The 26,042-nt window shown below is 33.4% G+C and carries 25 protein-coding genes; 24 read left to right on the top strand and 1 reads right to left on the bottom strand.

Annotation, left to right across the window (positions count from 1 at the left end; translation table 11 throughout):
- Nucleotides 1-1,497 carry a sodium:solute symporter gene (locus ACFO7M_RS09710; RefSeq protein WP_379735374.1) on the bottom strand — a complete coding sequence of 499 codons (1,497 nt, stop codon included), beginning with the start codon at nucleotides 1,495-1,497 and terminating at the stop codon, nucleotides 1-3.
- A 166-nt stretch (nucleotides 1,498-1,663) separates the two neighbouring features.
- Between ACFO7M_RS09710 and recR the strand changes: the two genes are divergently transcribed.
- The 24 genes from recR to ACFO7M_RS09590 all read left to right on the top strand — a co-directional run bounded on the left by recR (nucleotide 1,664) and on the right by ACFO7M_RS09590 (nucleotide 26,036).
- On the top strand, nucleotides 1,664-2,284 hold the full coding sequence (recR, locus tag ACFO7M_RS09705) for a recombination mediator RecR (RefSeq protein WP_379735372.1): 621 nt from the start codon (nucleotides 1,664-1,666) through the stop codon (nucleotides 2,282-2,284).
- Between the two features lie 74 nt (nucleotides 2,285-2,358).
- A complete protein-coding gene (locus ACFO7M_RS09700; RefSeq protein WP_379735370.1) occupies nucleotides 2,359-3,150 on the top strand; it encodes a polysaccharide biosynthesis/export family protein in 792 nt (263 codons plus the stop codon).
- A 5-nt stretch (nucleotides 3,151-3,155) separates the two neighbouring features.
- A complete protein-coding gene (locus ACFO7M_RS09695; protein ID WP_379735368.1) occupies nucleotides 3,156-5,612 on the top strand; it encodes a polysaccharide biosynthesis tyrosine autokinase in 2,457 nt (818 codons plus the stop codon).
- A gap of 14 nt (nucleotides 5,613-5,626) precedes the next feature.
- Nucleotides 5,627-6,592, top strand: coding sequence for an SDR family oxidoreductase (locus tag ACFO7M_RS09690; protein WP_379714702.1), 966 nt, complete (start codon nucleotides 5,627-5,629; stop codon nucleotides 6,590-6,592).
- Nucleotide 6,593: 1 nt separating this feature from the next.
- Nucleotides 6,594-7,865, top strand: coding sequence for a nucleotide sugar dehydrogenase (locus tag ACFO7M_RS09685; protein ID WP_379735366.1), 1,272 nt, complete (start codon nucleotides 6,594-6,596; stop codon nucleotides 7,863-7,865).
- Nucleotides 7,866-7,889: 24 nt separating this feature from the next.
- Nucleotides 7,890-9,251: a UDP-glucose 6-dehydrogenase gene (locus ACFO7M_RS09680; RefSeq protein WP_379714698.1), complete on the top strand. Its 1,362-nt coding sequence runs from the start codon at nucleotides 7,890-7,892 to the stop codon at nucleotides 9,249-9,251.
- A 2-nt stretch (nucleotides 9,252-9,253) separates the two neighbouring features.
- The gene (gene rfbB, locus ACFO7M_RS09675; RefSeq protein WP_379714696.1) at nucleotides 9,254-10,300 is read left to right on the top strand and encodes a dTDP-glucose 4,6-dehydratase; all 1,047 of its coding nucleotides are present in this window, start codon (nucleotides 9,254-9,256) and stop codon (nucleotides 10,298-10,300) included.
- A gap of 74 nt (nucleotides 10,301-10,374) precedes the next feature.
- Entirely contained in the window at nucleotides 10,375-11,247 is an 873-nt protein-coding gene (gene rfbA / locus ACFO7M_RS09670) for a glucose-1-phosphate thymidylyltransferase RfbA (protein ID WP_379714694.1), read from the top strand.
- A gap of 1 nt (nucleotide 11,248) precedes the next feature.
- Nucleotides 11,249-12,124, top strand: a complete 876-nt coding sequence (locus tag ACFO7M_RS09665; RefSeq protein ID WP_379735364.1) for a formyltransferase family protein — start codon at nucleotides 11,249-11,251, stop codon at nucleotides 12,122-12,124.
- 10 nt (nucleotides 12,125-12,134) lie between these two features.
- Nucleotides 12,135-13,286 (top strand): dTDP-4-amino-4,6-dideoxygalactose transaminase, encoded by a 1,152-nt coding sequence (gene rffA / locus ACFO7M_RS09660; protein WP_379735362.1) that lies wholly within the window; start codon nucleotides 12,135-12,137, stop codon nucleotides 13,284-13,286.
- Nucleotides 13,287-13,301: 15 nt separating this feature from the next.
- The gene (locus ACFO7M_RS09655) at nucleotides 13,302-14,564 is read left to right on the top strand and encodes an O-antigen translocase (protein ID WP_379735360.1); all 1,263 of its coding nucleotides are present in this window, start codon (nucleotides 13,302-13,304) and stop codon (nucleotides 14,562-14,564) included.
- Entirely contained in the window at nucleotides 14,561-15,820 is a 1,260-nt protein-coding gene (locus ACFO7M_RS09650; RefSeq protein ID WP_379714684.1) for a glycosyltransferase, read from the top strand. The genes ACFO7M_RS09655 and ACFO7M_RS09650 overlap by 4 nt, the downstream gene beginning before the upstream one ends.
- A gap of 18 nt (nucleotides 15,821-15,838) precedes the next feature.
- A complete protein-coding gene (locus ACFO7M_RS09645) occupies nucleotides 15,839-16,687 on the top strand; it encodes a glycosyltransferase family 2 protein (protein WP_379735358.1) in 849 nt (282 codons plus the stop codon).
- Between the two features lie 9 nt (nucleotides 16,688-16,696).
- Entirely contained in the window at nucleotides 16,697-17,755 is a 1,059-nt protein-coding gene (locus tag ACFO7M_RS09640; RefSeq protein WP_379714677.1) for an EpsG family protein, read from the top strand.
- A gap of 59 nt (nucleotides 17,756-17,814) precedes the next feature.
- Nucleotides 17,815-18,987, top strand: a complete 1,173-nt coding sequence (locus ACFO7M_RS09635) for a pyridoxal phosphate-dependent aminotransferase (protein ID WP_379714674.1) — start codon at nucleotides 17,815-17,817, stop codon at nucleotides 18,985-18,987.
- 44 nt (nucleotides 18,988-19,031) lie between these two features.
- Nucleotides 19,032-19,505 (top strand): hypothetical protein, encoded by a 474-nt coding sequence (locus ACFO7M_RS09630; RefSeq protein WP_379735356.1) that lies wholly within the window; start codon nucleotides 19,032-19,034, stop codon nucleotides 19,503-19,505.
- Between the two features lie 10 nt (nucleotides 19,506-19,515).
- Nucleotides 19,516-20,589: an ATP-grasp domain-containing protein gene (locus ACFO7M_RS09625; protein WP_379714668.1), complete on the top strand. Its 1,074-nt coding sequence runs from the start codon at nucleotides 19,516-19,518 to the stop codon at nucleotides 20,587-20,589.
- A 16-nt stretch (nucleotides 20,590-20,605) separates the two neighbouring features.
- Nucleotides 20,606-21,754 (top strand): glycosyltransferase family 4 protein, encoded by a 1,149-nt coding sequence (locus ACFO7M_RS09620; protein ID WP_379735355.1) that lies wholly within the window; start codon nucleotides 20,606-20,608, stop codon nucleotides 21,752-21,754.
- Between the two features lie 4 nt (nucleotides 21,755-21,758).
- On the top strand, nucleotides 21,759-22,379 hold the full coding sequence (locus tag ACFO7M_RS09615) for a sugar transferase (protein ID WP_379714663.1): 621 nt from the start codon (nucleotides 21,759-21,761) through the stop codon (nucleotides 22,377-22,379).
- A complete protein-coding gene (locus tag ACFO7M_RS09610; RefSeq protein ID WP_379714660.1) occupies nucleotides 22,363-23,373 on the top strand; it encodes a 3-oxoacyl-ACP synthase III family protein in 1,011 nt (336 codons plus the stop codon). The genes ACFO7M_RS09615 and ACFO7M_RS09610 overlap by 17 nt, the downstream gene beginning before the upstream one ends.
- A gap of 9 nt (nucleotides 23,374-23,382) precedes the next feature.
- Entirely contained in the window at nucleotides 23,383-23,613 is a 231-nt protein-coding gene (locus ACFO7M_RS09605; RefSeq protein ID WP_379714657.1) for a phosphopantetheine-binding protein, read from the top strand.
- A 2-nt stretch (nucleotides 23,614-23,615) separates the two neighbouring features.
- A complete protein-coding gene (locus ACFO7M_RS09600; protein WP_379714654.1) occupies nucleotides 23,616-24,668 on the top strand; it encodes a ketoacyl-ACP synthase III in 1,053 nt (350 codons plus the stop codon).
- Complete coding sequence (locus tag ACFO7M_RS09595; RefSeq protein WP_379735353.1) at nucleotides 24,668-25,411, top strand: SDR family NAD(P)-dependent oxidoreductase; 744 nt, start codon at nucleotides 24,668-24,670, stop codon at nucleotides 25,409-25,411. The genes ACFO7M_RS09600 and ACFO7M_RS09595 overlap by 1 nt, the downstream gene beginning before the upstream one ends.
- Nucleotides 25,389-26,036 (top strand): acetyltransferase, encoded by a 648-nt coding sequence (locus ACFO7M_RS09590; protein ID WP_379714649.1) that lies wholly within the window; start codon nucleotides 25,389-25,391, stop codon nucleotides 26,034-26,036. Before ACFO7M_RS09595 ends, ACFO7M_RS09590 begins: the two co-directional genes overlap by 23 nt.
- Nucleotides 26,037-26,042 lie beyond the last annotated feature (6 nt).

Below are 26,042 nucleotides of genomic sequence, written 5' to 3'. Positions count from 1 at the left end.
TTAAAATCGGGTTGCTCCTGTCGCCGGTTTACTAATACACAACAACCCAATGAAGGTAATCAATCCGTTGATGATGATTAGCTCTTCTGCAATGGTATAGCCTCCTAACCATTCTGACGAATAGGTGGAGATGAAATAACAGATTGCTGGGGAAATCAAACAAATCAAAGGGACTAATTTGTCGTGAACGGTCTTGGTTTTTACAAACAAACCAAAAGAATACAATCCTAAAAGTGGACCATAAGTATAAGATGCAATTTTAAAAATCATTTTGACTACAGAAGCATCGTTCACCGCATTAAAAAATACGATGACTAAAAACATTAAAAACGAAAAACCAATATGTACTAAATGACGTGTTCTTACAATGTTTGGATTGTTAATGTTTTCACTTTTTTCCATTCCTAAAAAGTCAACGCAGAAAGAAGTGGTTAAAGCCGTTAATGCCGAATCGGTTGTAGCAAATGTAGCTGCAGTTAATCCTAATAAAAATACAATGGCAGGAATTAGTCCAAGCGATTTTAAAGCAATCTCGGGAAATAGGAAGTCGGTTCTGGCAACATTATCTACCATAGGAACTGCAATTCCGTTTCTCTCTGCATACATATAAAGTAAGGCGCCAACACTCAAAAAGAAAATGTTAATAATTACAAAGATTCCTGTAAAAGTGAACATGTTTTTTTGGGCTTCGCCAATATTGGCACAACTTAAATTTTTCTGCATTAAATCCTGATCAAGACCTACCATGGCTATGGTTACGAAAATTCCACCCAAGATTTGTTTCCAAAAATAATTGCCTTTTAAATAATCATCAAAAAAGAAGATTTTTGAATATTGACTTTCCTTTACGGTTTCAAATGCTTGAAAAACACTCAAATCTAAACTTTTGCAGATGAAAAATATCGTAAGAAACACGGAGGAAACCAAGAAGAAGGTTTGTAATGTATCCGTAATGATGATGGTTTTTAATCCTCCTTTGTAGGTATAGGCAAAAATTAATAATAAGGACAGAAAGACCGTTGCTGTAAAAGGGATTCCGTAATAATCAAATACATAACGTTGTAAAACGATTACCACTAAATACAATCGAAACGCTGAACCTATTGTGCGACTGATTAAGAAAATCGAAGCTGCGGTTTTATAACTCGTCTTGCCTAATCTTTGCTCGATATAGCCATAAATTGAGGTTAAATTCATGCGATAATACAAAGGAAGTAGGACAGTGGCAACTATAATAAACCCTATAGCGTTTCCAAGTACGAACTGAAAATACTTAAATTGTAAATCGGGATTTCCTACTTCCCCTGGAACCGATATGAACGTAACGCCAGATAGGGCGGTTCCTATCATTCCAAACGCAACCAAATACCATTTCGAGTTTTTGTTGGCTTTAAAAAAGGAATCATTGTCACTGTTATTCTTGCTCATAACATGTGAAATGAAAAATAAAATACCGAAATAAACTACGATAAGGGAAAGAATGGCAAATGGCGTCATTTGTGATAGAATTTTAGAAGTGCCAAAATACGAAAAATTGTCAATTGGTTAATTTCGATGGTAGTTTATTTGTTGGACAGGTTAGAATTAAAGAAACAGAATCCTTTGGTTGTCTAAAAATCCAATATTTGAACAATCAAACAGTCTAAATTACTACTTTTGTACCATGGAATTTTCTTCAAAACTTTTAGAGAAAGCAGTAAATGAAATGGCGCAATTGCCGGGTATCGGGAAACGTACTGCCTTGCGTTTGGTGCTGCATTTGTTAAAACAACCGAAAGAGCAAACCGGCTTTTTAACTTCGGCTTTGACAACCATGAGAGAGGAAATCAAATTTTGCCAAAGCTGCCACAATATTTCAGATGTAACTGTTTGTGAAATCTGCGCTAATACAAACCGTAATCACCATTTGGTTTGTGTAGTGGAAGATGTAAGAGATGTTATGGCGATAGAAAATACCGGGCAATACCGAGGGATTTATCATGTACTTGGCGGGAAAATTTCTCCCATTGATGGAGTAGGGCCAAATCAGTTAAATATTAATTCCTTAGTGGAAAAGGTTAAAACTGGTGGCGTAGAGGAAATCATTTTTGCATTGAGTTCAACGATGGAGGGCGATACAACCAATTTCTATATCTACAAACAGATAAAAGAAACCGGTGTTGTTACTTCTTCGATTGCACGTGGAATTTCTGTGGGTGACGAACTGGAGTATGCAGATGAAGTTACCCTTGGAAGAAGTATCGTCAACCGAATCCCATTCGAGAACTCGCTTCGCAATATTTAATACAATTAAATCGTTGTAAGGTTTCTTTTTTGTAAATGAAAAACTATATTTGTTTTTCGAAATTCTAGCTAATAATGAGTAAAATATACTGTTTTTTGGGAATGTTGTCCTTTCTTTTTATGACTTCATGCATCTCAAACAAAGATTTGGTGTATATCCAAGATGCCAATTCAAAAAATCAAACCGCCGCAATCGAACAAATGGCTTTGAAACCGTATCGTTTGAAAGTAAGCGATGTGGTAAGTATCCGTATCAAGGCGCTGGATTCTAAGTTGGTGGAAATGTTTAATGTTGCGTCAGATGGTAAAGTGTCAACCAGTCCTGAAGGACTTTACTTTGATGGGTTTACCGTTGACGACCATGGTAATATCCGTATTCCTATTTTAGGAGATGTTGCGGTAATGGGATTGACTTTTGATGAAGTCCGACAAAAAATTGAAAAGCAGTTGCTTCAAGATTACTTCAATAGAGAAGCAGATGTTTTTGTTACAGTGAAATTGGCCGGTTTACGATATACTATCAATGGTGAAATAGCGTCTCCGGGAACCAAAACTTTATTACAAGATAAAGTGACTATTTTGGAAGCTGTGGCCAATAGTGGAGATATTACTTTGGTAGGTAATAGAAAAGATGTAGTTATTATTCGTCAGTATCCACATGGAACCGAAATTCATTCTGTAGATTTGACGAATGTAGATGTCATTAAATCTCCTTATTATTATATTCAACCGAATGACTATATTTATGTCAAACCTTTAAAACAAAAAACATGGGGTATTGGTACCAACGGATTGCAATCGTTTACCACTATTTTTAGTGCTTTGTCTCTAGTGTTGACTACATATTTAATCATTAAAAATAATTAATCGGTATGCTGGATACTAAGGATTTTACCTTTTTCGAATCGCATAATACATTCGATTTTAAAGCGCTTTTCTCTAAGATAGTAGGATACTGGTATTGGTTTTTAATTAGTTTACTGGTAACTTTTACAATAGCCTATCAAGTAAATATTAGAAAGCAAAAAATTTATGGGATGGCTACGACAATAGCCTATAAAGAAGAAAATAATCCTTTTTTTACCTCTAATACTAGTTTGGTTTTTAATTGGGGAGGAACATCCGATCAGGTGAGTACTTTAATGACAACCATAAAATCACGTTCGCATAATGAGGATGTCGTCAATGAATTGCAATACTATATTGAGTATTTACGACAAGGGAAATATGACATTGAAGATGCTTATGGAGAAGTGCCCTTTTCAGTAGAAATAAATAAAAATTTGCCACAACTTCACGGGAAATTAATTACGATTCACTTTTTGAATAGTAAAGAATTTGAATTGTCTATCCCCTTTGAAGAACCAAAAGTAAACTTATATAATTATTCGACTGGCGAGTATTCACAAACGAACGTGCCGGTTGATGTATTTCAGAGAAAGTATAGTCTAGGTCAACAAATAGCGCTTCCTTTTTTGAATTTAAAACTGAAATTGGTAAAAAACCCTGGTTTTTATGATGGCGCTACCTATATGATTCGCTTCGCTGATTTTAATGGAGTTGTAGCTGCTTACCAAGGAATAGATATTGAAAATGATGTTAAAGCAGGTTCGATTGTACGATTAAATCTTTCAGGTACAAATAAGGCAAGAATGGTTGATTATTTGAATGGAACTGTAAATGTTTTGATTAAAAAACAGTTACAGATGAAAAATCAGTTTGCTGAAAACACCATTGATTTTATCGATAGTACATTGATTGCAATGGAGGGTCAATTGAAAAATACTGAAGCCGAATTAAAAGATTTTAGCCGAGGCAAAAATATCTATGAAGTGGAAGCGGGTGGAAGTAAATTTACAGACCAATTAACCGAATTAGATGTTGAAAAGGATTTATTGAATAGGAAAATTACCTATTACAACACGCTTAAAAGTTACTTACTTTCAAATAGTGATTTTTCTAAACTTCCGGCACCTTCTGTTGCGGGTATCGAAGATCCAAATATTGTGTCCAATGTGTCTAAACTTACCAATTTGTCAGCAGAAAGAGCCGAAATGGCTTATGTTGTGAAAAATGATAAGAAATTCAAGGATTTCGATGTTCAGATGGAGGCTTTGAAAAAAGTGCTATTGGAAAATATTGAGGCCGCAAAAGTGTCGATGCAATATGATTTGAGTGCCATAAATAGAAAAATTAATGCGGCCGAGTATACCATTAAAAAGTTACCTGAACAGCAACAAGAATTAGTTAAAATCAACAGAAAATACGATTTGAATAAAAGCATCTATAATTCGTTTCTTGAAAAACGAAGCGAAGCTGATATTGTCAAAGCGGCCAATTTATCGGATATTCAATTTATTGATCCTGCGAAGGATACAGGCGGAGGGTTAATTGGCCCTAAAACCAGTGTAAACTATGTCTTGGCTTTATTCCTAGGAATTTTACTACCACTTGTTTTAATTTTTGTTTTAACGCTATTGGATAATACCATTAAAAATACTGAGGATATCGGAAAATTGACTAAAATTCCAATAATCGGTGTTATTGGTAAAAAACATACGAATTCTAATTTGGCCGTATTTGAAAAACCCAAATCAGCTTTAGCAGAAAGCTTCAGAGCTGTTAGGTCGTCTTTGCAGTTTTTGTATAAAAAGCAACAGGCAGGTTCTAAAGTTTTGATGTTGACTTCTTCCATCAGTGGTGAAGGAAAAACTTTTTGTTCGATGAATATCGCTACTGTTTTCGCTTTAAGTGAAAAGAAAACAGTTATCGTTGGACTTGATTTAAGAAAACCTAAAATATTTCAGGATTTCGGATATGAAAATAATGTTGGTGTGGTTAATCACCTGATTGGACAGAAAACATTGGAAGAAATTACGCTGAAAACGGAAATTCCATATCTTGACCTGATTACGGCTGGGCCAGTACCTCCAAATCCTTCCGAATTAATCATGGGTGAAAGCATGAAACAAATGATTGAAGATTTAAAACTTCAGTACGACTACGTTATTTTAGATACACCACCGGTTGGACTTGTATCAGATGCTCTAGAATTGACAGAATATTGTGATGCAACTATATATGTGGTAAGGCAAAATGTGACCCGAAAAGATATGTTGACTTTGGTCAATAACAAACACAAAAGAGGAGAGTTGGATAATATCAGTATTCTTTTCAATGGTTTTGAAAATAAAGCTAAATATGGCTACGGTTATGGGTACGGTTACGGTTATGGATATGGTTATGGAGCCTATGGAGAAGGATACCTAGATATGCCTGAAAAAAGAAATAGAATAAAAGAGTTTTTTGACAACTTGTTTAAAAAATAAATGACACTTCCGATATGAAAATTTTAATTACGGGAGGGGCAGGTTTCATCGGATCAAACTTATGTGAGTATTTTTTAGAAAAAGAATACCATGTGGTTTGTTTGGATAATCTTGCAACTGGCCACAAAAAAAATATAGAACATCTATTCAATACTAAGAATTTTGAGTTTATTGAAGGGGATATTAGAAATTATGAGGATTGCCAAAAAGCGGTTCAGGGAGTAACTTATGTTTTACATCAAGCCGCTTTGGGTTCAGTGCCTAGATCAATTAAAGATCCGTTAACTTCCAATGAAGTGAATGTTTCTGGTTTTTTAAATGTATTACACGCTGCTAAAGAAGCGGGTGTAAAACGATTTGTCTATGCTGCGAGTTCGTCTACATACGGAGATTCTCAAGGACTGCCAAAAGTAGAAGAAGTTATAGGAAAACCGCTTTCGCCTTATGCCATTACGAAGTATGTTAATGAATTGTATGCTGAAATTTTTGGCAAAACCTATGGGATAGAAACTATCGGTTTGCGATACTTCAATGTGTTCGGTAGAAAACAGGATCCAAACGGGGCTTATGCCGCAGTGATACCAAAATTTGTAATGCAGTTGATGAAGTATGAAAGTCCCGTGATTAATGGTGATGGAAATTACTCCAGAGATTTTACCTATATCGATAATGTAATCCAGATGAATGAATTGGCAATGTTGACTCAAAATCCAAGTGCAATCAATACTGTGTTTAATACTGCATTTGGTGATAGGACTACTTTGAATCAATTGGTTAACATTCTAAAAAATGAACTAGCCAAGTTCGATGCTAAAATTGCGGATGTAGAAATTAAGTATGGTCCAAATAGAGAGGGAGACATTCCTCATTCTTTAGCAAGTATTGAAAAAGGAAAAGAATTAGTAGGATATAACCCCGAGTTTTCATTGGAAGCAGGTTTGAAAGAAGCTGTAAAATGGTACTGGGAAAATTTGAAATAAAATGAAGATTGGAATTATTGGTTTAGGCTATGTAGGTTTGCCTTTAGCAAGATTGTTTGCTACAAAATATAATGTTGTAGGATTTGATATCAACCAAAAAAGAGTTGATGAATTAAATCAAGGAAACGATTTTACATTGGAAGTAGATGAAGCCACTTTAAAATCGGCTCTAAGGCCAAAAGATGTAAATGACGTTGGTCTATATTGTACAACATCTTTGGAAGATATTGCGAATTGTAATTATTATATCGTTACTGTACCTACACCAGTAGATAAAAATAATAGACCCGACTTGAATCCTTTATACAAATCGAGTGAAACGGTTGGAAAAGTATTGAAAAAAGGAGATATCGTAATTTACGAATCTACGGTTTATCCTGGGGTTACTGAAGAAGAATGTGTTCCAGTTTTGGAAAAAATAAGTGGATTGAAATTCAACATCGATTTCTTTGCTGGTTATTCACCGGAACGAATTAACCCTGGAGATAAAGAGCATACGGTAGAAAAAATATTAAAAATCACTTCAGGTTCTACACCAGAAATAGGAAAAAAAGTGGATGAATTATACCAGTCGGTTATAACGGCCGGTACGCATTTGGCTCCAACTATTAAAGTGGCAGAAGCAGCCAAGGTGATAGAAAACTCTCAACGTGACATTAACATTGCATTTGTGAATGAATTGTCTAAAATTTTTAATCTTTTAGGGATTGATACCTATGATGTATTGGAAGCAGCGGGTACTAAATGGAATTTCTTACCATTTAAACCCGGTTTGGTTGGCGGACATTGTATTGGTGTTGATCCATACTATTTGGCTCAAAAATCTCAGGAAATGGGTTATCATCCCGAAATCATTCTAGCAGGTAGACGTTTGAATGATAGTATGGGAGGCTATGTTGCTTCGCAGATCATCAAATTGATGATCAAAAAAGAAATTAATCTTAAAAATGCCGAAGTTTTAATGCTGGGTATTGCCTTTAAAGAAAATTGTCCTGATGTTCGTAATACCAAAATAGTTGATGTAATACATTCTTTAAAGGAGTATGGGCTAAAAGTTGCCATTTTTGACCCATGGGCAAATCCAGAAGAAGTAAAACATGAGTACGATTTAGATATTCTAACAACTTTACCTGAAAAAAAATTCGACGCAATTGTCTTAGGTGTAGCGCATAATGAATTTTTGAAACTTGATTTTTCTACCTTGAAAAATGAAAATTCGGTTTTATATGATGTTAAAGGAGTTTTAGGTGCCCAAGTCGACGGAAAACTGTAATTTTGCACAATTAAAAGTAAATGTATGAAGATTGATTCTATTTGCTGTATTGGCGCCGGATATGTGGGAGGACCTACAATGGCTGTCATTGCACAAAAATGTCCCAATATAAAAGTAACAGTAGTTGACTTGAACGAATCCAGAATCGCAGCTTGGAATGATGCGGATCTTGATAAACTACCAGTTTACGAACCAGGTTTAGCCGATGTAGTGAAAGAAGCTAGAGGCAGAAACTTGTTCTTTTCCACCGATGTTGATAAAGCTATCGATGAGGCAGGAATGATTTTTATTTCTGTGAATACACCCACTAAAACATATGGTGCAGGTAAAGGTATGGCGGCCGATTTGAAATATATCGAATTGTGTGCACGCCAAATTGCCCGCGTTGCTAAATCAGATAAGATTGTTGTTGAAAAATCTACATTACCGGTTCGAACTGCCGAAGCGATTAAAAGTATCTTAGACAACACTGGTAATGGAGTGAATTTTCAAATATTATCGAATCCTGAATTTCTTGCCGAAGGAACCGCTGTGCCTGATTTGCATAATCCTGATCGTGTTTTGATTGGAGGTAATGATACTGATGCAATTCAATCTCTAGTAGAAGTATATGCAAATTGGGTGCCCAAAGAAAGAATACTTACCACAAATGTTTGGTCGTCGGAATTGTCGAAATTAACAGCTAATGCATTCCTTGCGCAACGTGTTTCTTCAATTAATGCTATTTCTGAATTGTGCGAAAAAACGGAAGCAGATGTTTCAGAAGTTGCAAAAGCAATAGGAATGGATTCCAGAATTGGCCCTAAGTTCTTAAAAGCCTCTGTAGGTTTTGGAGGTTCTTGTTTCCAAAAAGATATTCTGAATTTGGTCTACATTGCTAAATCTTATGGATTACATGAAGTAGCAGATTATTGGGAACAGGTTGTTATTATGAACGATCACCAAAAACATCGTTTCGCTAAAAACATCGTTCGAACTTTGTACAATACCGTTTCGGGTAAAAAAATCGCGATGCTGGGTTGGGCTTTTAAAAAAGATACTAACGATACTCGTGAATCTGCTGCAATTAATGTAGCGCAGGATCTTATCAATGAAGAAGCCAAAGTAACGGTTTACGATCCTAAGGTGGAAGCCGCTCAAATTCAATTTGACTTAGGTAACCAGTCTGATGTAGTAAATATTGAAACAGATCCATACGAAGCCTGCAAGAATGCACATGCAGTTGCAATTTTGACGGAATGGGATGAGTTTGCTTCTTATGACTGGCAAAAAATATATGATAACATGTTAAAACCTGCTTTTGTCTTTGACGGAAGAAATATTCTGAATAAACAAAAAATGAAGGAAATTGGATTCGTTTACACAGCAGTAGGTAGTTCAAACTAAATATGAAAAATATACTAATCACTGGAGGCGCAGGTTTTATTGGTTCACATGTTGTACGACGTTTTGTGAATGAATATCCTAATTATCATATCTATAATTTGGATGCATTGACATATGCAGGTAATCTTGAAAATATCAAGGATATTGAAAGTGCTTCCAATTATACCTTTTTAAAAGGAGATATTGTTGACGAAAATTTCATCAACGGTATTTTTGAAAAATATCAGTTTGAAGGGGTACTACATTTAGCTGCAGAATCTCATGTGGATCGCTCTATTACTGACCCACTGGCATTTGTAAAAACCAATGTGATTGGAACTATGAACCTATTAAATGCTGCCAAAAATCTTTGGAAAGAGAATTTTGAAGGCAAACGTTTTTATCATATTTCAACTGATGAGGTGTATGGATCTTTAGGTGCCGAGGGATTATTTACCGAGACTACTGCCTACGATCCCAATTCTCCGTATTCAGCTTCAAAGGCGAGTTCAGACCATTTTGTGAGAGCATATGGAGAAACTTATGGTTTGCCTTACGTACTTACAAATTGTTCCAATAATTATGGACCTTTTCATTTTCCAGAAAAATTGATTCCGTTATTTATTAACAATATCATCAATAATAAACCGTTACCTGTCTATGGCGATGGTAATTATACGAGAGATTGGCTGTTTGTTAAAGATCACGCTGTAGCAATTGATTTAGTTTTTCATAAAGGAAGAAATCATGAAACCTATAATATTGGAGGATTCAATGAATGGAAAAATATTGATTTAGTTCGTTTGTTGTGCCAAAGAATGGATGAAAAGTTAGGTCGTTCGGAAGGTGAATCAGAGAAACTAATTACTTTCGTCAAAGATAGACCTGGACATGATTTGCGTTATGCTATTGACGCTTCCAAAATTAATCAGGAATTGGGATGGAAACCTTCGGTTACTTTTCAAGAAGGATTGGAACAAACCATCGATTGGTATCTGGCTAACACCGAATGGTTGAATAATGTCACTTCGGGTGAGTATGCCAACTATTATAAAAAACAATATCAATAATTTATGACTGATTTTAAACAGAAATTGTATACTGTTTGAAATGAAATCATAGTCTGAAATTTAAAGATTTTACAATGAAAGGAATAATTTTAGCTGGAGGATCAGGAACTCGTTTGCATCCGCTTACCCAAGTAGTATCCAAACAATTACTACCTGTATATGATAAACCGATGATTTATTACCCTCTTTCGGTACTTATGTTAGCAGGTATAAAAGAGATATTGATTATTTCGACTCCACTTGATTTACCTAATTTTAAACGTTTGTTTGGAGATGGGAGCCAAATTGGTGTACAGTTTTCTTATGTTGAACAACCCTCACCAGACGGGTTGGCACAAGCTTTCATTTTAGGAGAAGAATTCATTGGAGACGATGATGTATGTTTGGTGCTTGGAGATAATATTTTTTATGGAGCTGGTTTGCAAAACTTATTATCCAATGCAGTAAATATAGTTACTGATAATAAAGAAGCTACAGTTTTTGGTTATTATGTAGATGATCCGGAACGTTATGGTGTAGCAGAATTCGATGCTAATGGTAAAGTGCTTTCTATTGAAGAAAAACCTTTAGAGCCCAAATCTAATTTTGCAGTGGTTGGCTTATATTTTTATCCTAATTCTGTAGTTGAAATTGCTAAGAAAATAAAACCATCAGATCGAGGTGAATTGGAAATTACAACGGTGAATCAGGAATATTTGGAACATGGGAAATTAAACCTTCAATTGATGGGGCGCGGTTTTGCCTGGTTAGACACAGGAACGCATGAATCCCTTACCGAAGCAACGGAATTCGTAAAAGCAGTTGAAAAAAGAACAGGTCTAAAAATCGCATGTATCGAAGAGGTGGCATACCGTAAAAATTTTATTACCAAAGACGAATTTAAAGCATGTGCAGAAGGACTTGGTAAAAGTGGTTATGCCGAATATTTAAGGAAAATTGCTAAATAGTATGGGGGCTGTTGTATATGGTCTGGGGTATAAAGCGCTTAAGGCAATATCAGAATTAGATCAGACACTCATTGAAGCAATAGATCTTCTGATTATTGCTAAAGATAAAAGTATTGTAAATGATTACTCTGAGGCTATTGAAAAAATAGCAATAGAGAGAAAAATAAATTATAAATTCAGAAGTGGTGATGATTCAATACTCAGTGCTTCTTATCATATAGCAATAGGTTGGCGCTGGTTGATTAATGTTGGGGAAAATGAAAAACTTATTGTAATCCATGATTCTTTATTGCCTAAGTATAGAGGTTTTAATCCTTTGGTTACGGCTTTGCTTAATGGAGATGAAAAAGTTGGTGTAACTGCTTTGTTCGGAACAGAAAGTTATGATAAAGGAGATGTGATTTACCAATCCTCCATTACTGTAAAATATCCCATAAAAATAAATGAAGCCATTACACTAATTAGTGATTTATACGCTGAATTACTGATTAAGATTCTAGCTAAAATTTCTGGTAATGTCGATTTGGAAGCCATTCCACAAAATGAAGAAGATGCAACGTATAGTCTTTGGAGGGATGAAGAGGATTATGCGATTGATTGGAATAATGATGCTGCTTATATCAAAAGACTTGTAGATTCAGTCGGATATCCTTACAATGGAGCTTCTTGTTTTTATGAAAATGAAAAAATCAGAATAGAGGAAGTTACTTTAATTGATGATGTCAGTATTGAAAACAGACAAGCAGGAAAATTAATCTTTAAAGATAATCGTAAACCGGTTATTGTTTGTGGTAAAGGACTTTTGCGTATTGATGTTGCAAAACATGAAAATGGTAATGAAGTAGTTTTTAATTCTTTCAGAATTCGTCTAAAATAATTTGTTAAGCATGATTTTATTTAATAAACCCCACTTAACGGGTAAAGAAACACATTATATCTATGATGCCGTAAATACCGGAAAATTATCGGGAAACGGTAAATATACAAAGTTGTGTCAGGAGTATTTTGAGAACAACTATGGATTCAAAAAATGTCTTTTGACTACTTCTTGTACCGATGCGCTAGAAATGGCCGCATTGTTGATTGATATTAAACCGGGTGACGAAGTGATAATGCCTTCGTATACTTTCGTTAGCACTGCAAATGCTTTTATTCTGAGAGGGGCTAATATAGTTTTTGCAGATTCAGAAAGGGACAATCCCAATATGGATGTTACAAAAATTGAAGGACTAATTACCCCCAGAACAAAAGCAATTGTACCTGTGCATTATGCTGGAATTGCCTGTGATATGGATGGGATTATGGAATTGGCCGAAAAGTATAAGTTATTTGTCGTTGAAGATGCAGCTCAGGCAATTGATAGTTTTTATACCGGAAAAGATGGAATTAAAAAGGCTTTGGGATCAATTGGACATCTTGCTGCTTTTTCATTTCATGAAACGAAAAATATCATTTCGGGTGAAGGAGGCATGTTAGCAATCAATGATGAACAGTTTTCAGATAGGGCAGAAATAATTTGGGAAAAAGGTACAAACAGATCCTCTTTTTTCAGAGGAGAAGTAGATAAGTATGGCTGGGTTGATATGGGAAGTTCATTTTTACCTTCTGAAACAATTGCAGCTTTCCTTTGGGCTCAACTTGAAAATTTGGATATGATTCAAAAAAGAAGGTTACAAATTTGGAATTCATATAATCAAAGTCTTTCTGAAATTAATAAGAAAAAGAATGTCGGTCTGCCTCTCGTTCCTGAATACGCAACTAATAACGGGCATATGTTTTATTTGGTAACAAATAATTTAGAGGAAAGAACCGCTTTATTGGCGCATTTGAAAGAAAAAGGTATTTTGGCTGTTTTTCATTACCTGAGTTTGCATAAAAGCCCATTTTATGTTGAAAAGCATAAAGAATTAGGCTTAGGTGATTTGCCTTATACAGATCATTTTTCTGATACATTGGTTCGTTTGCCTTTATATTTCGATTTATCTGACTCTGAAGTTGATTATATCAACAATGCAATAAAAGATTTTTATAAAATTTAATAAATCGATTCAATAATGCGTGTTATAAAATCGGGCTTATATTTGGCTGGGTCTACTGGTTTGAAGATTGTACTGGGAGTTGTCGGGATAAAGATAATTTCCTATTACATCGGTGTGGAAGGGTTTGGAATGTTAGGACAGCTTATGAGTTTGATGGCTATAATAGCGACAACAGCTGGAGGAGGTATCTCAAATGGGATAATCAGTAAAGTATCCCAATTCAAAAATGATTCCGAAAAAATTAATAATGTTATCTCTGCCGGATTTTGGATTGGATTTGGATTTTCAATACTATTGGGAATGTTTCTTTTCCTTTTTGCTGGAGTTATATCCAAAGAGCTTTTTGAAATTCCGGATTATGCATTTGTAATCAGAATTCTAGCCTTTTTGCAGTTTTTTAATATTTTTTCTGTTATATATGGAGGATATTTAAACGGAATGCAGAGAAGTAAGTTTTTTTCAATCCTAACAATAATCGCTTCAGTTGTAGGAACTTTGGGATTAATTTTATTTGTTTATTTATTTAGAGTACCCGGAGCTATGCTAGGACTTATTTGGCTTGCAATTTCCCCAGGACTCATTTTTTTAATTGCATATTTTTTTAAATTGAGAAAAGAAATTCAGCTATTTCGTTTTTCTTCAGTTGAAAAAGAAAATGTGAAAAGTCTTCTGAAGTATTCGTTCATGCTTATTTTTTCTTCATGTCTCTTACCTTTGGCACAAGTACTTATTCGTAAATTAATACTGGATAATGGTGGATGGAATAATGTTGGGTACTGGCAGTCGGCTGCAAAATTGTCTGAGTCCGGTTTGGTTTTTCTTAATGTAGTAATGGCCAATTATTATTTGCCCGAATTAGGAAAAAGTGAATCTGTTTCAGAATTAAAAAAAGTGATCAAGAATGCGTATCTAATTTTAATTCCTTTAGTATCAATATATGTGATTATAGTGTATTTCATGAAGAGCTTCTTGATTTCATTATTTTTTACAGCGTCATTTGAACCAGCAGAAAAATTAGTTACCTGGCAAGCTGTAGGTGATGTGTTTAAAGTTCTTTGTTTAGTTTTTGGATTTTTGATTGTTCTCAAAGAGAAGCTGAAAGTATACTTGCTGTTTGAATTGTTGATCTTTACGTGTATGTTAACTTTTTCATATTTATTTGTGCCTAAATATGGAGTGATTGGCGCTAATTATGCTCATGTTTTAACTTATTTCTTATGTTTTTTGGTAAGCCTAGGATTTATGGGATATTATTTTTACAACGAAGATAAATTATGAGAATATTGTTTTTATACTCCTGTTTGCCATTAGGCGGTATTGAAACATTTTTGGTTAGGATGATAAAACAGTTGCACAATAGAAATATTCAAGTAACGGTTTTGTTTTTTACCACTAAATTTGATGAAGGCCTTCTTAATGAATTAAAAAGCTATGCAACTGTATATCATTGGGACGATTATGTTTATATGCCTGTTTTTTTTAGAAAAACTTTCCCAATACTAAAGTTACTTTTTCCTTTAAAAGTGAGAAAGTTCAAGAATGATATACTTTCTGATATTACGCATATTCACGCACCAGATACAAATTCAATGTTGTTTAGTGCAAGGTTGTTGAAGCTGAAACCTGGAATAAATATCACTACTGGAGTTTATCATATTAATGAATTTAATGTGAAAGATTTCACAGGTAGTTTTTTTGGAAAGAAAATCAATGAATTTCTTCGAAAACTTCCAGCCCAAAATATTACTTTCTACAGTGAAATGTCCCGCGCTTTTTATGAAACCGACTATGATCAAAAATTCGGAGGAAGTAATATTGTGCCAATTGGAATTAACCTGGAAAAATATGAGGGAAGCCAAAGTGGTGTTCAGAATAAGAGAATAGTTTCTATCGGAAGGTTGACTGCATGGAAGAAATACAATTTCCAAATGATTGAGATCATTAAGAGTATGAACAGCCAAGGAGTCGCACTGCACTATGATTCGTATGGAGATGGAATAGAAAGAGAAAATTTGGAGGAAATCGTAAAAAATGAAAATCTTCAAAGTCAAATCAAATTCCATCCTGGAGTTCCTTACCATTTATTCAAAGAGACAATCAATGATTCTTTGATGTTTATTGGGGCAGGAACTGCTCTTATTGAGGCTTCTGCCTGTGCTATTCCAGCATTGATTGGTATTGAGAATGAGCAAGAGCCTATCACTTATGGTTTTTTACATGATACTCATACGTATTCTTATCAGGAAAAGGGTTTGGATTATTCAGTTAATGCCATAGAGACCTATATATTTAAATTGCTCAATCAAAGTAGTGAAGAATATCAAGCAGAATGTGATAAAGCAAGGAAAAGAGCTTTTGCTTTCAGTATTCAGAAATCAGAGGAGATTTTTTGCAAAATGATCAATGATAGTAAGAATTTTAATTTTAAATTGAATTGGGCAGATAGTCTGTTTTTTGTGATATCACTGAGTATACATTTGATGATGTCAAAAATTAAGGGAACTTATGAATTAAGTTTTTTTAAACGTTTATAAATTTTTTGAAGTAGAGTAATGAAGTTAGTAACAATTGGAGTGCCTTTTTTTAATGTTGAAAACCATCTTGGGGATTGTATTAAATCAATCTTGAACCAAACGTATCAAAATTTGGAAATTATACTTGTCGACGATGGTTCAAAAGATGGATCCTTGGAAATTGTTAAGCAGTTTGAAGATCCTCGTATAAAAATTATTTCAGATGGTGAAAATAAAGGATTGATTTTCAGGTTAAATCAGTTGATTGATCTTGCTCAAGGGAAATATTTTGCACGTATGGATGCTGATGATATTATGTTTCCGGAGAGAATTGAAAAACAATTGGCGTTATTGGAGAAAAACCCGCATGCAGATGTTACTCATTCCGATGCTGTAAGTATTGATGATGAGAATAATATATTGGGATATAAGCATTCGTCTGTGATTAAAACAAGAAGAGATACACTAGATGAAAAAGTGCCTATCCATCCTACGGTTTTTGCCAAAACAAAATGGTTCAAAAAACATATGTATTCGAATGATTTCGTCAGAGTTGAAGATTTTGAACTTTGGAACAGATCAATTAATGATTCCGTTTTTTTGAATATCAGTGAGCCTTTATTGTTTTACCGCGAGATTAGTACAAACAATAGTAGTAAATTTCTAACATCGCTTCCGGGGAAAAAGAAATTTGCCAAAGAATATAATCTATCATTTTCTGACAAGTTTAGAATTGTATACCTGAATTATTTTAAATTCATATATTGCCGTGTTTTTGAAATTTTACAACTAGATTATCTATCGGTTAGGCATAGATTTAAAGGCGTTGAACCTGAAAAAAAAGGGATCTATCAAGATATTCTAAACAATGTGAAAGCAGATAAATAAACATAAAGTATGTATTATCAGGATTCCTATTTGTTTGTATATATATTATCTGCAATTTTTGCTGTGTTTTTTTCTATTGAACATAATATAAAAAAGGAGAAAAATGTAAGGAATAATCTGTTTTTTGGGATTGTCATAGCACTAAGTTATTCATTTGTGTTCGGATATAGGGATTATTCCATTGGCTCTGATACGATGATGTATGTTGAACAGTTTAGGTATAATACCCTTAGGGACGCCAAAGACTTAGGTTTTTCATTGCTTGTTGAAATATTTAGGGTAATTACTGATGAAAGAGGTTTTTTTGTAGGGGTTGCGCTAATGTATAATTTATCAATGATTTTTTTGTTTTATGTTTGGGATAAGTCAAAAATGTATTTGATGTATTTTACTTTTACCAGCTTTTTCTTTTTTGAATCTTTTGGGATTAATGTAGTTAGGAGCGGTCTAGCAGTTCCTTTTTTATTGTTTTCTATTGTGCTTATTCTTAAGATGAAGAAATTGAAGGCCTATGCTATTGGAGCTTTAGGAGTTTCTTTTCACGGATCTGTCTTAATACCTTTTTTGTTTTTTTTGATTGCCAAAAGAAATATTACCTATAAATTGTTTTACGCTATTTTTTTTATTTCTATAGTTTTGTCTTATATGGGAGTGGGGATTAATTCCTTGCTGGATTTTCTGCCTTTTTTTAATATATTCTTTAAAAATCGTTTTGATTCTTATTTTGATAAAGAGGATTGGATTGATTATGAGTTGGGATTTAAGGCTTCTTTTGTTCTTTTTAATATGATTTTTGCTGCACTCGGATACTTTTTTTATAAGAAAATTGATGATGTTGAAGATCAAAAGAAATATGGATATTTTTTGAAAGTTTTCTTGATATCAAGTTCTTTTTTCTTTTTGAGTTTTAATGTAGCTTTTTCAGATAGGATCGGCGCTTTGTCATGGATCTTTCTACCTTTTATATTAGAGCCATTACTTAATAATAATAGGTATAAATTCGGAGCTTTTTTTCTGGTTTTTCTTAATGTTTTAATGTTTACCGTATTTTATAATACAATTAGGTAATTCATAATTTTTTCAAAAAGATTTTTATTATACATTTACGCTCGCTAAAAGATTAATTTATGACAAAAAATTACTTAAATAATAATGTTATTGATAAAATAAAGGAGCTAAAAAATAATTCCGGAACGCATTCGCCAAGTGTGGATACTATAATGAAAGAATGCCCGGAACTTGAAATCAATATTGATGCTTGTTTTTTGTCAAATCCATATGCAACAGATTTGTTTATGAAATTCCTTCATGAGGATTTAATAGATAATAACAGGCTGCGTGACGTTTTAGAATTCTATCCACCACAAAATAGAGAAATAGCCAAGTATATTTCGGAGGCTATTAATGTCGATCACAAGAAAATATTTGTAGGGAATGGAGCTATTGAAATTATTCAAGGTATCCTTCATAACTTTGTAAAGAATAAAATAGCTATAATATCGCCTACTTTTTCATCCTATTATGAGTTTGTGAAAGAGGGAATCGATATAGTTTACTTTCCACTTTTGAAAGAAGATAAATTTCTTCTTGATCCCAAAAAATATGTGGAATTTGTAAAAAAAGAAAAGCCAGATACAATTGTAATCATTAATCCGAACAATCCAAACGGAGGTTACTTAAAACAGGAAGATTTTCATTACTTGATATCAAATTTAACCGAAGTTGATAATGTTATCATAGATGAAAGCTTTATTCATTTTGCTTATGAAGATATTGAACTGTCACAAATTACTTCTGAAGAACTGACAGATAAATATTCAAATCTTATTATAGTAAAAAGTATGTCCAAAGACTTTGGTATTGCTGGATTACGAGCAGGTTATGCCGTAATGAATAGTGAAAAAGTGGATGTTTTGTTGCGAAACGGATACCTTTGGAATGTTTCAGGGCTTACCAATTATTTCTTTAAGGTTTATTCTGATGAGGCATTTATCGAAAAGTATAATGTTGAAAGAAAGAAATACATCATGAACACTTTTATGTTTTTAGATGAACTGAAAAATATAAAAGGGATTAATGTTTATCCTTCCAAAGCAAATTTTGCGCTAATTGAAATCGAAAACGGAATGACTTCGTTTGAATTTACCGTTAATTTATTGGTTAACTATGGAATTTATGTCAGAGATTGTTCTGATAAAATTGGTTTGGATGGTCAGTTTGTTAGGATTGCTTCACGTACTTTTGAAGAAAACCTACAGATCATTAAAGCAATAAAAGAGTTGTTATGCGCGCAATCATAAAAGCCTTATATAATCCTCTTATAAAGTTTTTTTTTATCAATAAATTGAAAATATTTTCCCGGAAATGTGAAACAAAACAATTTCTGGTTTTAGATATTGATAATACCATTGCTGATACATGGAAAAACCTGCATGATTTTAAAAAAGGCAGGTTTGCTTATTTTAGAAATTTAGAACCGTTGGAGGGCACTATAAAATACATAAAAGAAAATTACGGAGATTTGCCTGTGGTATTTTTAAGTAATAGGAATATTGTTGATTATGATGTTACCGAAAAATGGTTGAAAAAAAGAAGTTTTAATGCTCCCCAAATATTAATACTTACCAATAATCCGAAAGATAAATTAGTTTATCTTAAATACCTATGTGAACGTTTTGGTGTTGTTTATTTTGACGATCTAAGTTATAATCATGAAAAAGAGAAAGTGCTTTTTTATGATGAAGTAATTCAGGAAGTGAAAAAATTAAACGTGAAATATTATGATTACAATTCAATCTTAAAATTAAATAATCACTAAATTGATCTCTATGAAATTTCTTAACCGATTAATTTCAAAAATTCTTGCTTTCCTATATTTGTTTATTAGGATTTCTTTATTAAAATGGATTAAAAACCACGATAAAAATGCCGATACCATTGTTTGGATTAAAACAAACCCAATAACGACATTATTACGATACTTGAAACATAATGATTTATTAAGTGATTTTGCATTAATAGAAGCTATTGCGCAAAAAAATATTCCTTTTAAAATTGTCATTGGTAGTAATATAGGGAAGTGTGTCAATAAAAAAGTTTTTTACAATGTTTCAGAAAATTGTAACCCTTATAAGTTGGCAAATTATTCTGAAACACTACATCAGACGGTAAAATTACTGGAAGGGCAAGGTAATAATGTTTTTCCAAAAACTTCAGAAATTGAATATTGGGAAAATAAAGCCTTCATGCAGGATCAATTCGCAAAATTAGAAATCAGTCATCCGAAAACTGTAGTGCTTAGTCGTAATTTTGTGCAATCGGAATTGGATGAAATAAAGTTTCCTGTATTAATCAAGGAAATTCATTCAGCAGGTTCAAGAGGTATAACCAAAGTTAATTCAATGGAAGAATTGTTGGTCAATCTTGAAAAAGTTTGGGATAAAGGACATTCTAAAACCATTGTTCAAAAATTGGTTGATATGCGTCGTGATTTAAGAGTTGTGATTTTAAATGAAGAAGTCATTTCGTTTTACTGGCGTGTGAACTCCACTGATGAATGGAAGCCAACCGCAACTTCTTTTGGTAATTCGACTGTTTTTGGGGAGTTTCCAGAGCAATGGAGAACACTTTTTGTGGATTATATGAACCGGATGAAAATGACAACCGGTGCCTTTGATATAACTTGGGAAAAAGATGATTTGAATACATTGCCTTTGATACTTGAAGTGAGTCCTTCTTATCAATTGAATCCTGCTTTACCTGATCGCTACAAATCAATCCCATACAAAGAATACAAGAAAAAACTTTTTGTCTCTGAAGCATACTATAAAACCTATGTTGATGTGGTTTTTGATTTACGCCAAAAAATAACCGACAATTATTTTAGAAAATTTTCGTTATAGCATACCTTTGTAAGCTATGAAAAGAAAAAAACTTGTACGTATAACAACCATACCTATTTCGCTTGAAAAACTTCTGACGGGACAACTGCATTTCATGAATAATTTTTATGAAGTTATTGCTGTCTCTTCGGAGAAAGTTAAGCTTGAAGAATATGTCAAAAAAGAAGGTGTCTCGGGTTATTGTGTCGAAATGACACGTAAAATTACTCCATTTAAAGATTTGACTGCAATTTGGAAATTGTATGTTTTCCTTAAAAAAGAAAAACCTTTTATGGTTCATTCTCATACGCCAAAAGCAGGTTTGGTTGGAATGCTAGCTGCGAAATTGGCTGGGGTTCCAAACAGATGGCATACAGTTGCTGGCTTACCTTTGTTAGAAGCTACTGGTTTTAAAAGAAGTATTCTGGATTTTGTTGAAAAGATTATTTATGCCTGTGCAACCAAAGTTTTGCCTAATTCTTCAGGGTTAAAAGAAATTATAATCGAAAACAAATATTGTAAAACGGAAAAATTATCAATAATTGGACAGGGAAGCTCAAACGGTATAGACACTGCCTATTTTAATCCCGATTTTTATGCTGATGTTGAGAAAGATGCGTTAAGAAATGAATTAGGTATTAAAAAGAGTGATTTTGTTTTTATTTTTGTAGGGCGTTTGGTTTCTGATAAAGGAATCAATGAGCTGGTAAAAGCTTTTGTGTCATTAAGAGAGAAAGAACAAAATGTCAAGCTTTTGTTGGTAGGAGGTTTTGAGGGAGATTTAGATCCATTACTGCCCACAACAATTGAGGTTTTGGGAAAAAATGACTCCATAATACAGGCTGGTTTTCAAAACGATGTCAGACCTTTTTTTAGTATTTCTGATGCTTTAGTATTTCCGAGTTATAGGGAAGGGTTTCCAAATGTGGTTATGCAAGCTGGAGCAATGGGATTGCCTTCGATTGTGACAGATATAAATGGATGTAATGAGATTATTACTGAAAAAGTTAATGGTTTGATCATACCTGTGAAAAATGAATTCGCAATTTATGATGCAATGAATAAATTGTGTACAATACCATTGCTTAAAGAAGAATTATCAGATAAAGCACGTGATATAATTGTAAATAAGTATAATAGACAAACGATATGGGAGTCTTTATTGGAAGAGTATAAAAAAGCCTGATATAATGTATAAAACAATTATTAAACGTTTATTTGATTTTATCTTGTCTTTATTCGGTATTATTATTCTGAGTCCGGTTTTTATTGTAATTACTGTTTGTCTCTTTATAGTCAATTCGGGTAGGCCATTTTTTATTCAACAGCGTCCTGGGAAAAACGGTAAAGTTTTTTCTATTATCAAGTTTAAAACAATGAATGATAAAAAAGATGCACATGGAAGGCTTTTACAAGATTTGGATAGGCTTACTTTTATTGGGAAATTTGTAAGAAAGACGTCGCTTGATGAAATTCCACAATTGATTAATGTGCTTAAAGGAGATATGAGTTTAATTGGACCAAGACCTTTGCTAACAGGTTATTTACACCTGTATAGTTCTTTTCAAAACCGCCGTCATGAAGTGAAACCAGGAATTACTGGTTGGGCACAGGTGAATGGTCGAAATGCAATTTCATGGGACAGAAAATTTGAATTGGATGTGTTTTATGTCGATAATCTTTCTTTTTTATTAGACTTTAAAATTATATATTTGACCTTGTACAAGGTTATTAAGTCGGAAGGTATAAACCCTGATGACGTTACGATGACAGAACCTTTTAAAGGGAATGATTATGGGGGCTTCAATTAAAGCTATTGATTTTTTTTTTCCGGTCAAGAAAGTTACAAATGAGGATTTGTCTAAACAATTCCCTGATTATGATTTTACAAGATTTGAGGAAAAAGTAGGAATAAAAAACAGGTACTGGGTTTCGGATAATGAGACAGCATTTGATTTAGCTGTTAAAGCCTGTGAAAAACTTTTTTTAAGAATCGACAGAAATACTATTGATTTTATTCTCTATTGTACTCAGAGTCCGGAATACTTTTTACCAACTACTGCATGTGTACTTCAAAATAAACTTGGTTTAAATAGAAATATTGGGGCATTTGATTTTAATTTAGGCTGTTCCGGATTTACATATGGAGTAGGGATGGCAAAAGGATTAATCAATTCAGGGCAGGCTAAAAACGTGTTGCTGGTAACCGCTGAAACGTATTCTAAATATTTGCATAAAAAAGATCGTTCGAACAGAGCAATATTTGGAGATGCAGCAACAGCAACCTTGATTTCCTTTTCAGAAGAAGAAAATATCGGGCATTTTTTGTCAGGAACTGACGGATCTGGTTATGATAAATTAATTGTTAAAAACGGATGTAGTCGTTTTCCACTAGAGACAGATCCTGAGGAAATTGATTATGGTTCTGAAAATATTTATACGAACAATCATTTGTATATGAATGGTCCTGAAGTTTTTAATTTTACAAGCGAGGTAATCCCTAAATTTACTGAAGAAGTTTTAGAAAAAAATAAAATCCAAAAAGAAGAGATTTCCCAGTTTATATTTCATCAGGCAAATGAGTTTATGTTGAATCATATGAGAAAACGTCTGAAAATAAACACTGAAAATTTCTATAATAATTTGGCTGATGGGGGAAATACAGTTTCGTCTACAATACCAATAGCTTTGAAACGCTATACTGATTCCAAAGAATCAATTAATGCTGAAGATATTGTGATTGTTGGATTTGGTGTTGGATTGTCCTGGTCAGGAGGACTAATAAGAATAAATAATAAATTATAATTTTTTAAAATGACAAAGCAAGATTTTATAAAAGGATTGGAAGAGGAGTTGGAATTGGAAACAGCATTGGAATTTGATACTGATATTAAACAATTGGAGGAATGGGATTCAATGACTGCAATGTTACTGATTGGATATGTTTCTAACGAATTCAGTGTTACTTTAAATGCTGAGGACATAAAAAAAATAACAACGATATCATCTCTGATTGAAAAAATCGGCGTTGAAAAATTCGACTAAATATGTATCAGGAATTTCAGGGTGTAGAGATTAAAGCTGTTGCTTCTTGTGTTCCCAAAAATAAAGTTGGGAATGATTCATTTTCCCATTTGCTGTCTTCAAAAGAATTGAGAATTTTCGAAAAGACAGTTGGGATATTGGAAAGAAGATGGGCGGATAAAGAAATCACTGCTTCTGATTTAGGATATGCTGCTGCTATAAATCTATTTGAGAAAAGTAGAGTGAATTTGGAAGAAATAGAATGTTTGGTTTTTTTAAGTCAAACTCCTGATTTTAAACTTCCTTTTACGTCTAATATTTTACAACAAAGATTGGGCTTGAAGCAAAATATTCTATGTTTAGATATTAATGCTGGTTGTGCAGGGTTTGTTCAAGGCTTAAGTGTTTCATATTCTATTGCAAAATCTCTTGATAAAGGGAAGGTTTTATTTATAGTTGCTGAGACTTTGTCTAAAATTTTGTCAGAATCAGACAGAAGTACAACCCCTCTTTTTGGAGATGGAGCTTCAGCAGTATTAATTGAAAACACTGGGAATGCTAAATGTAAGTCTTATTTTAATTTTTATTCTGATGGAGGTAATGCTGATGCTATTCAGATACCTGACGGGGGGTGCAGAAATGGGACAACTCAAGATAGTCTATCTCTGATTGAAGATGAGAAAGGGAATACAAGAAGTAAGTTACATCTTTCTATGGATGGGCCAAGAGTTTTTGATTTTACCTTAAGGGAAATTGCTCCAAGTATTGAGTCACTTTTGAAAGACTCGGCAGTTGATAGGATGTCAGTAGATTATTTTTTATTTCATCAGTCTAATCAATTTATAATTAAACAAATTACTTCTCAGTTAAGTGTTGATTCTGAAAAAGTATTATTGAATATTTCGGAATTTGGGAATACAAGTGGAGTTTCAATTCCTTTGCTTTTTTCTAGTTATCCGAAAAAATTCGGTACCTCAAAAACATTACTGCTAAGCGGATATGGGGTTGGTTTGAATTGGGGTAATTGTATTTTAGAAAATACATCTTTTGATTCTTTTGAAAAAATAGAAATTTAATGTTAGAGGATAAAACAATTATTATTACCGGAGCTTCTTCCGGAATAGGAAAATCCATTGCAATTAGTTTAAGTAAACTTGGAGCTAAATGTGTCTTGATTGGCAGGGATTTGGAAAGATTAAAAGAAGTTCAAGTCTTGTGTGAAAATAAAACACTGATTATTAGTGAAAATTTATGTGATTTTGATGCTTATGATGGTATTGTAGAAAAAGTATTTCGAGAATTCGGACCAATTTACGGATTTGTTCATTCTGCCGGTATTGAGCAAACAATACTTTTGCAACAGTTGACACATCGTCATATGAGTGATATTTTTGAGATTAATGTTTTTTCTCCTGTTGAATTTTTGAAAAGATTGATTAAGAAAAAATACAGAGACGAAAAACAAAGTTTTGTTTTGATTTCATCTGTCATGGGGGTGGTTGGAAATAAAGGATTGACTTCCTATTCTGCAAGCAAAGGAGCTATTATTGCAATGGTCAAATCTATGGCACTGGAATTGTCAGGAAAAGGAGTGAGGATTAATGCAGTTTCACCAGGACATGTTAAGGATTCGGAAATGTCGATTGCAAAAGAATTAAAGCTTTCAGTTGAGGCAAATGAAAAGATAGAACAGCAGCATCCTTTAGGATTAGGAACTTGCGAAGATGTGGCTCAGGCAGTAAGTTTTTTATTGTCTGATGGAGCAAAATGGATTACAGGGCAAAATTTAATTATAGATGGCGGATACACTATACAATAATATCGAAGTTGTTATTCTTGGTGCTGGTGGATTGGCAAGGGAAATTGTCAGTTGGATTACGGTTGCAGAGAATAAGAGTCTTGAGGTGGTTGGATTTATGGATGACAATCTGAATGCGTTGGACGGTTATGATGTGAAAGAAAGTAATTTAGGAAAAATAGATTTTTCACAAATTAAAGATTTTCAATCTGTTTTATTCGGGATAGCAGACGGAGGTGTTAAGAAAAAATTGTTTGAAAAGTCAAAAGAATATAATGTAAAAACAGTCGGTTATACTCATCATACTGCTTTGGTTGGAGAGAGAACTGTTGTGGGAGAAGGGCTAGTTTTGTGTCCTTTTTCAATTATTTCGTGTGATTCAAAAATTGGTGATTTAGTGTTTGTTAATAGTGGATCCCAAATCGGGCACGATGTAGTTATTGGTGATTATACAAGTATAATGGCTAATGTTGATATTGGCGGGGGAGCGCAAATTGGTAATAATGTTTTTATTGGTTCAGGTGCAATTGTTTTGCCTGGGGTGAAAATTCCTGATAATACAATTGTTGGGGCCGGGGCTGTAGTGATTAGAACAATAAAACAAGAAGGAACATATTTCGGAAATCCAGCAAAGAAAATTTTTTAAAGAATC

Origin of the sequence: Flavobacterium sp. GCM10023249 (assembly GCF_042653365.1) — a bacterium.
Lineage (GTDB): Bacteria > Bacteroidota > Bacteroidia > Flavobacteriales > Flavobacteriaceae > Flavobacterium.
The sequence above is the reverse complement of the archived record's forward strand: the minus strand, read 5'-3'. Positions and strand labels throughout refer to the sequence as shown.

Excerpts from the sequence above, each read along its gene's own strand:
- ACFO7M_RS09695 (WP_379735368.1), top strand. The coding sequence starts at position 3,156 with ATGCTGGATACTAAGGATTTTACCTTTTTCGAATCGCATAATACATTC.
- ACFO7M_RS09655 (WP_379735360.1), top strand. The coding sequence starts at position 13,302 with ATGCGTGTTATAAAATCGGGCTTATATTTGGCTGGGTCTACTGGTTTG.
- ACFO7M_RS09615 (WP_379714663.1), top strand. The coding sequence starts at position 21,759 with ATGTATAAAACAATTATTAAACGTTTATTTGATTTTATCTTGTCTTTA.
- ACFO7M_RS09595 (WP_379735353.1), top strand. The coding sequence starts at position 24,668 with ATGTTAGAGGATAAAACAATTATTATTACCGGAGCTTCTTCCGGAATA.
- ACFO7M_RS09680 (WP_379714698.1), top strand. The coding sequence starts at position 7,890 with ATGAAGATTGATTCTATTTGCTGTATTGGCGCCGGATATGTGGGAGGA.
- rfbA (WP_379714694.1), top strand. The coding sequence starts at position 10,375 with ATGAAAGGAATAATTTTAGCTGGAGGATCAGGAACTCGTTTGCATCCG.
- ACFO7M_RS09700 (WP_379735370.1), top strand. The coding sequence starts at position 2,359 with ATGAGTAAAATATACTGTTTTTTGGGAATGTTGTCCTTTCTTTTTATG.
- ACFO7M_RS09635 (WP_379714674.1), top strand. The coding sequence starts at position 17,815 with ATGACAAAAAATTACTTAAATAATAATGTTATTGATAAAATAAAGGAG.
- ACFO7M_RS09620 (WP_379735355.1), top strand. The coding sequence starts at position 20,606 with ATGAAAAGAAAAAAACTTGTACGTATAACAACCATACCTATTTCGCTT.
- rfbB (WP_379714696.1), top strand. The coding sequence starts at position 9,254 with ATGAAAAATATACTAATCACTGGAGGCGCAGGTTTTATTGGTTCACAT.
- ACFO7M_RS09650 (WP_379714684.1), top strand. The coding sequence starts at position 14,561 with ATGAGAATATTGTTTTTATACTCCTGTTTGCCATTAGGCGGTATTGAA.
- ACFO7M_RS09645 (WP_379735358.1), top strand. The coding sequence starts at position 15,839 with ATGAAGTTAGTAACAATTGGAGTGCCTTTTTTTAATGTTGAAAACCAT.
- ACFO7M_RS09625 (WP_379714668.1), top strand. The coding sequence starts at position 19,516 with ATGAAATTTCTTAACCGATTAATTTCAAAAATTCTTGCTTTCCTATAT.
- rffA (WP_379735362.1), top strand. The coding sequence starts at position 12,135 with ATGATTTTATTTAATAAACCCCACTTAACGGGTAAAGAAACACATTAT.
- ACFO7M_RS09590 (WP_379714649.1), top strand. The coding sequence starts at position 25,389 with ATGGCGGATACACTATACAATAATATCGAAGTTGTTATTCTTGGTGCT.
- ACFO7M_RS09600 (WP_379714654.1), top strand. The coding sequence starts at position 23,616 with ATGTATCAGGAATTTCAGGGTGTAGAGATTAAAGCTGTTGCTTCTTGT.
- ACFO7M_RS09610 (WP_379714660.1), top strand. The coding sequence starts at position 22,363 with ATGGGGGCTTCAATTAAAGCTATTGATTTTTTTTTTCCGGTCAAGAAA.
- ACFO7M_RS09605 (WP_379714657.1), top strand. The coding sequence starts at position 23,383 with ATGACAAAGCAAGATTTTATAAAAGGATTGGAAGAGGAGTTGGAATTG.
- ACFO7M_RS09710 (WP_379735374.1), bottom strand. The coding sequence starts at position 1,497 with ATGACGCCATTTGCCATTCTTTCCCTTATCGTAGTTTATTTCGGTATT.
- ACFO7M_RS09685 (WP_379735366.1), top strand. The coding sequence starts at position 6,594 with ATGAAGATTGGAATTATTGGTTTAGGCTATGTAGGTTTGCCTTTAGCA.
- ACFO7M_RS09690 (WP_379714702.1), top strand. The coding sequence starts at position 5,627 with ATGAAAATTTTAATTACGGGAGGGGCAGGTTTCATCGGATCAAACTTA.
- recR (WP_379735372.1), top strand. The coding sequence starts at position 1,664 with ATGGAATTTTCTTCAAAACTTTTAGAGAAAGCAGTAAATGAAATGGCG.
- ACFO7M_RS09665 (WP_379735364.1), top strand. The coding sequence starts at position 11,249 with ATGGGGGCTGTTGTATATGGTCTGGGGTATAAAGCGCTTAAGGCAATA.
- ACFO7M_RS09640 (WP_379714677.1), top strand. The coding sequence starts at position 16,697 with ATGTATTATCAGGATTCCTATTTGTTTGTATATATATTATCTGCAATT.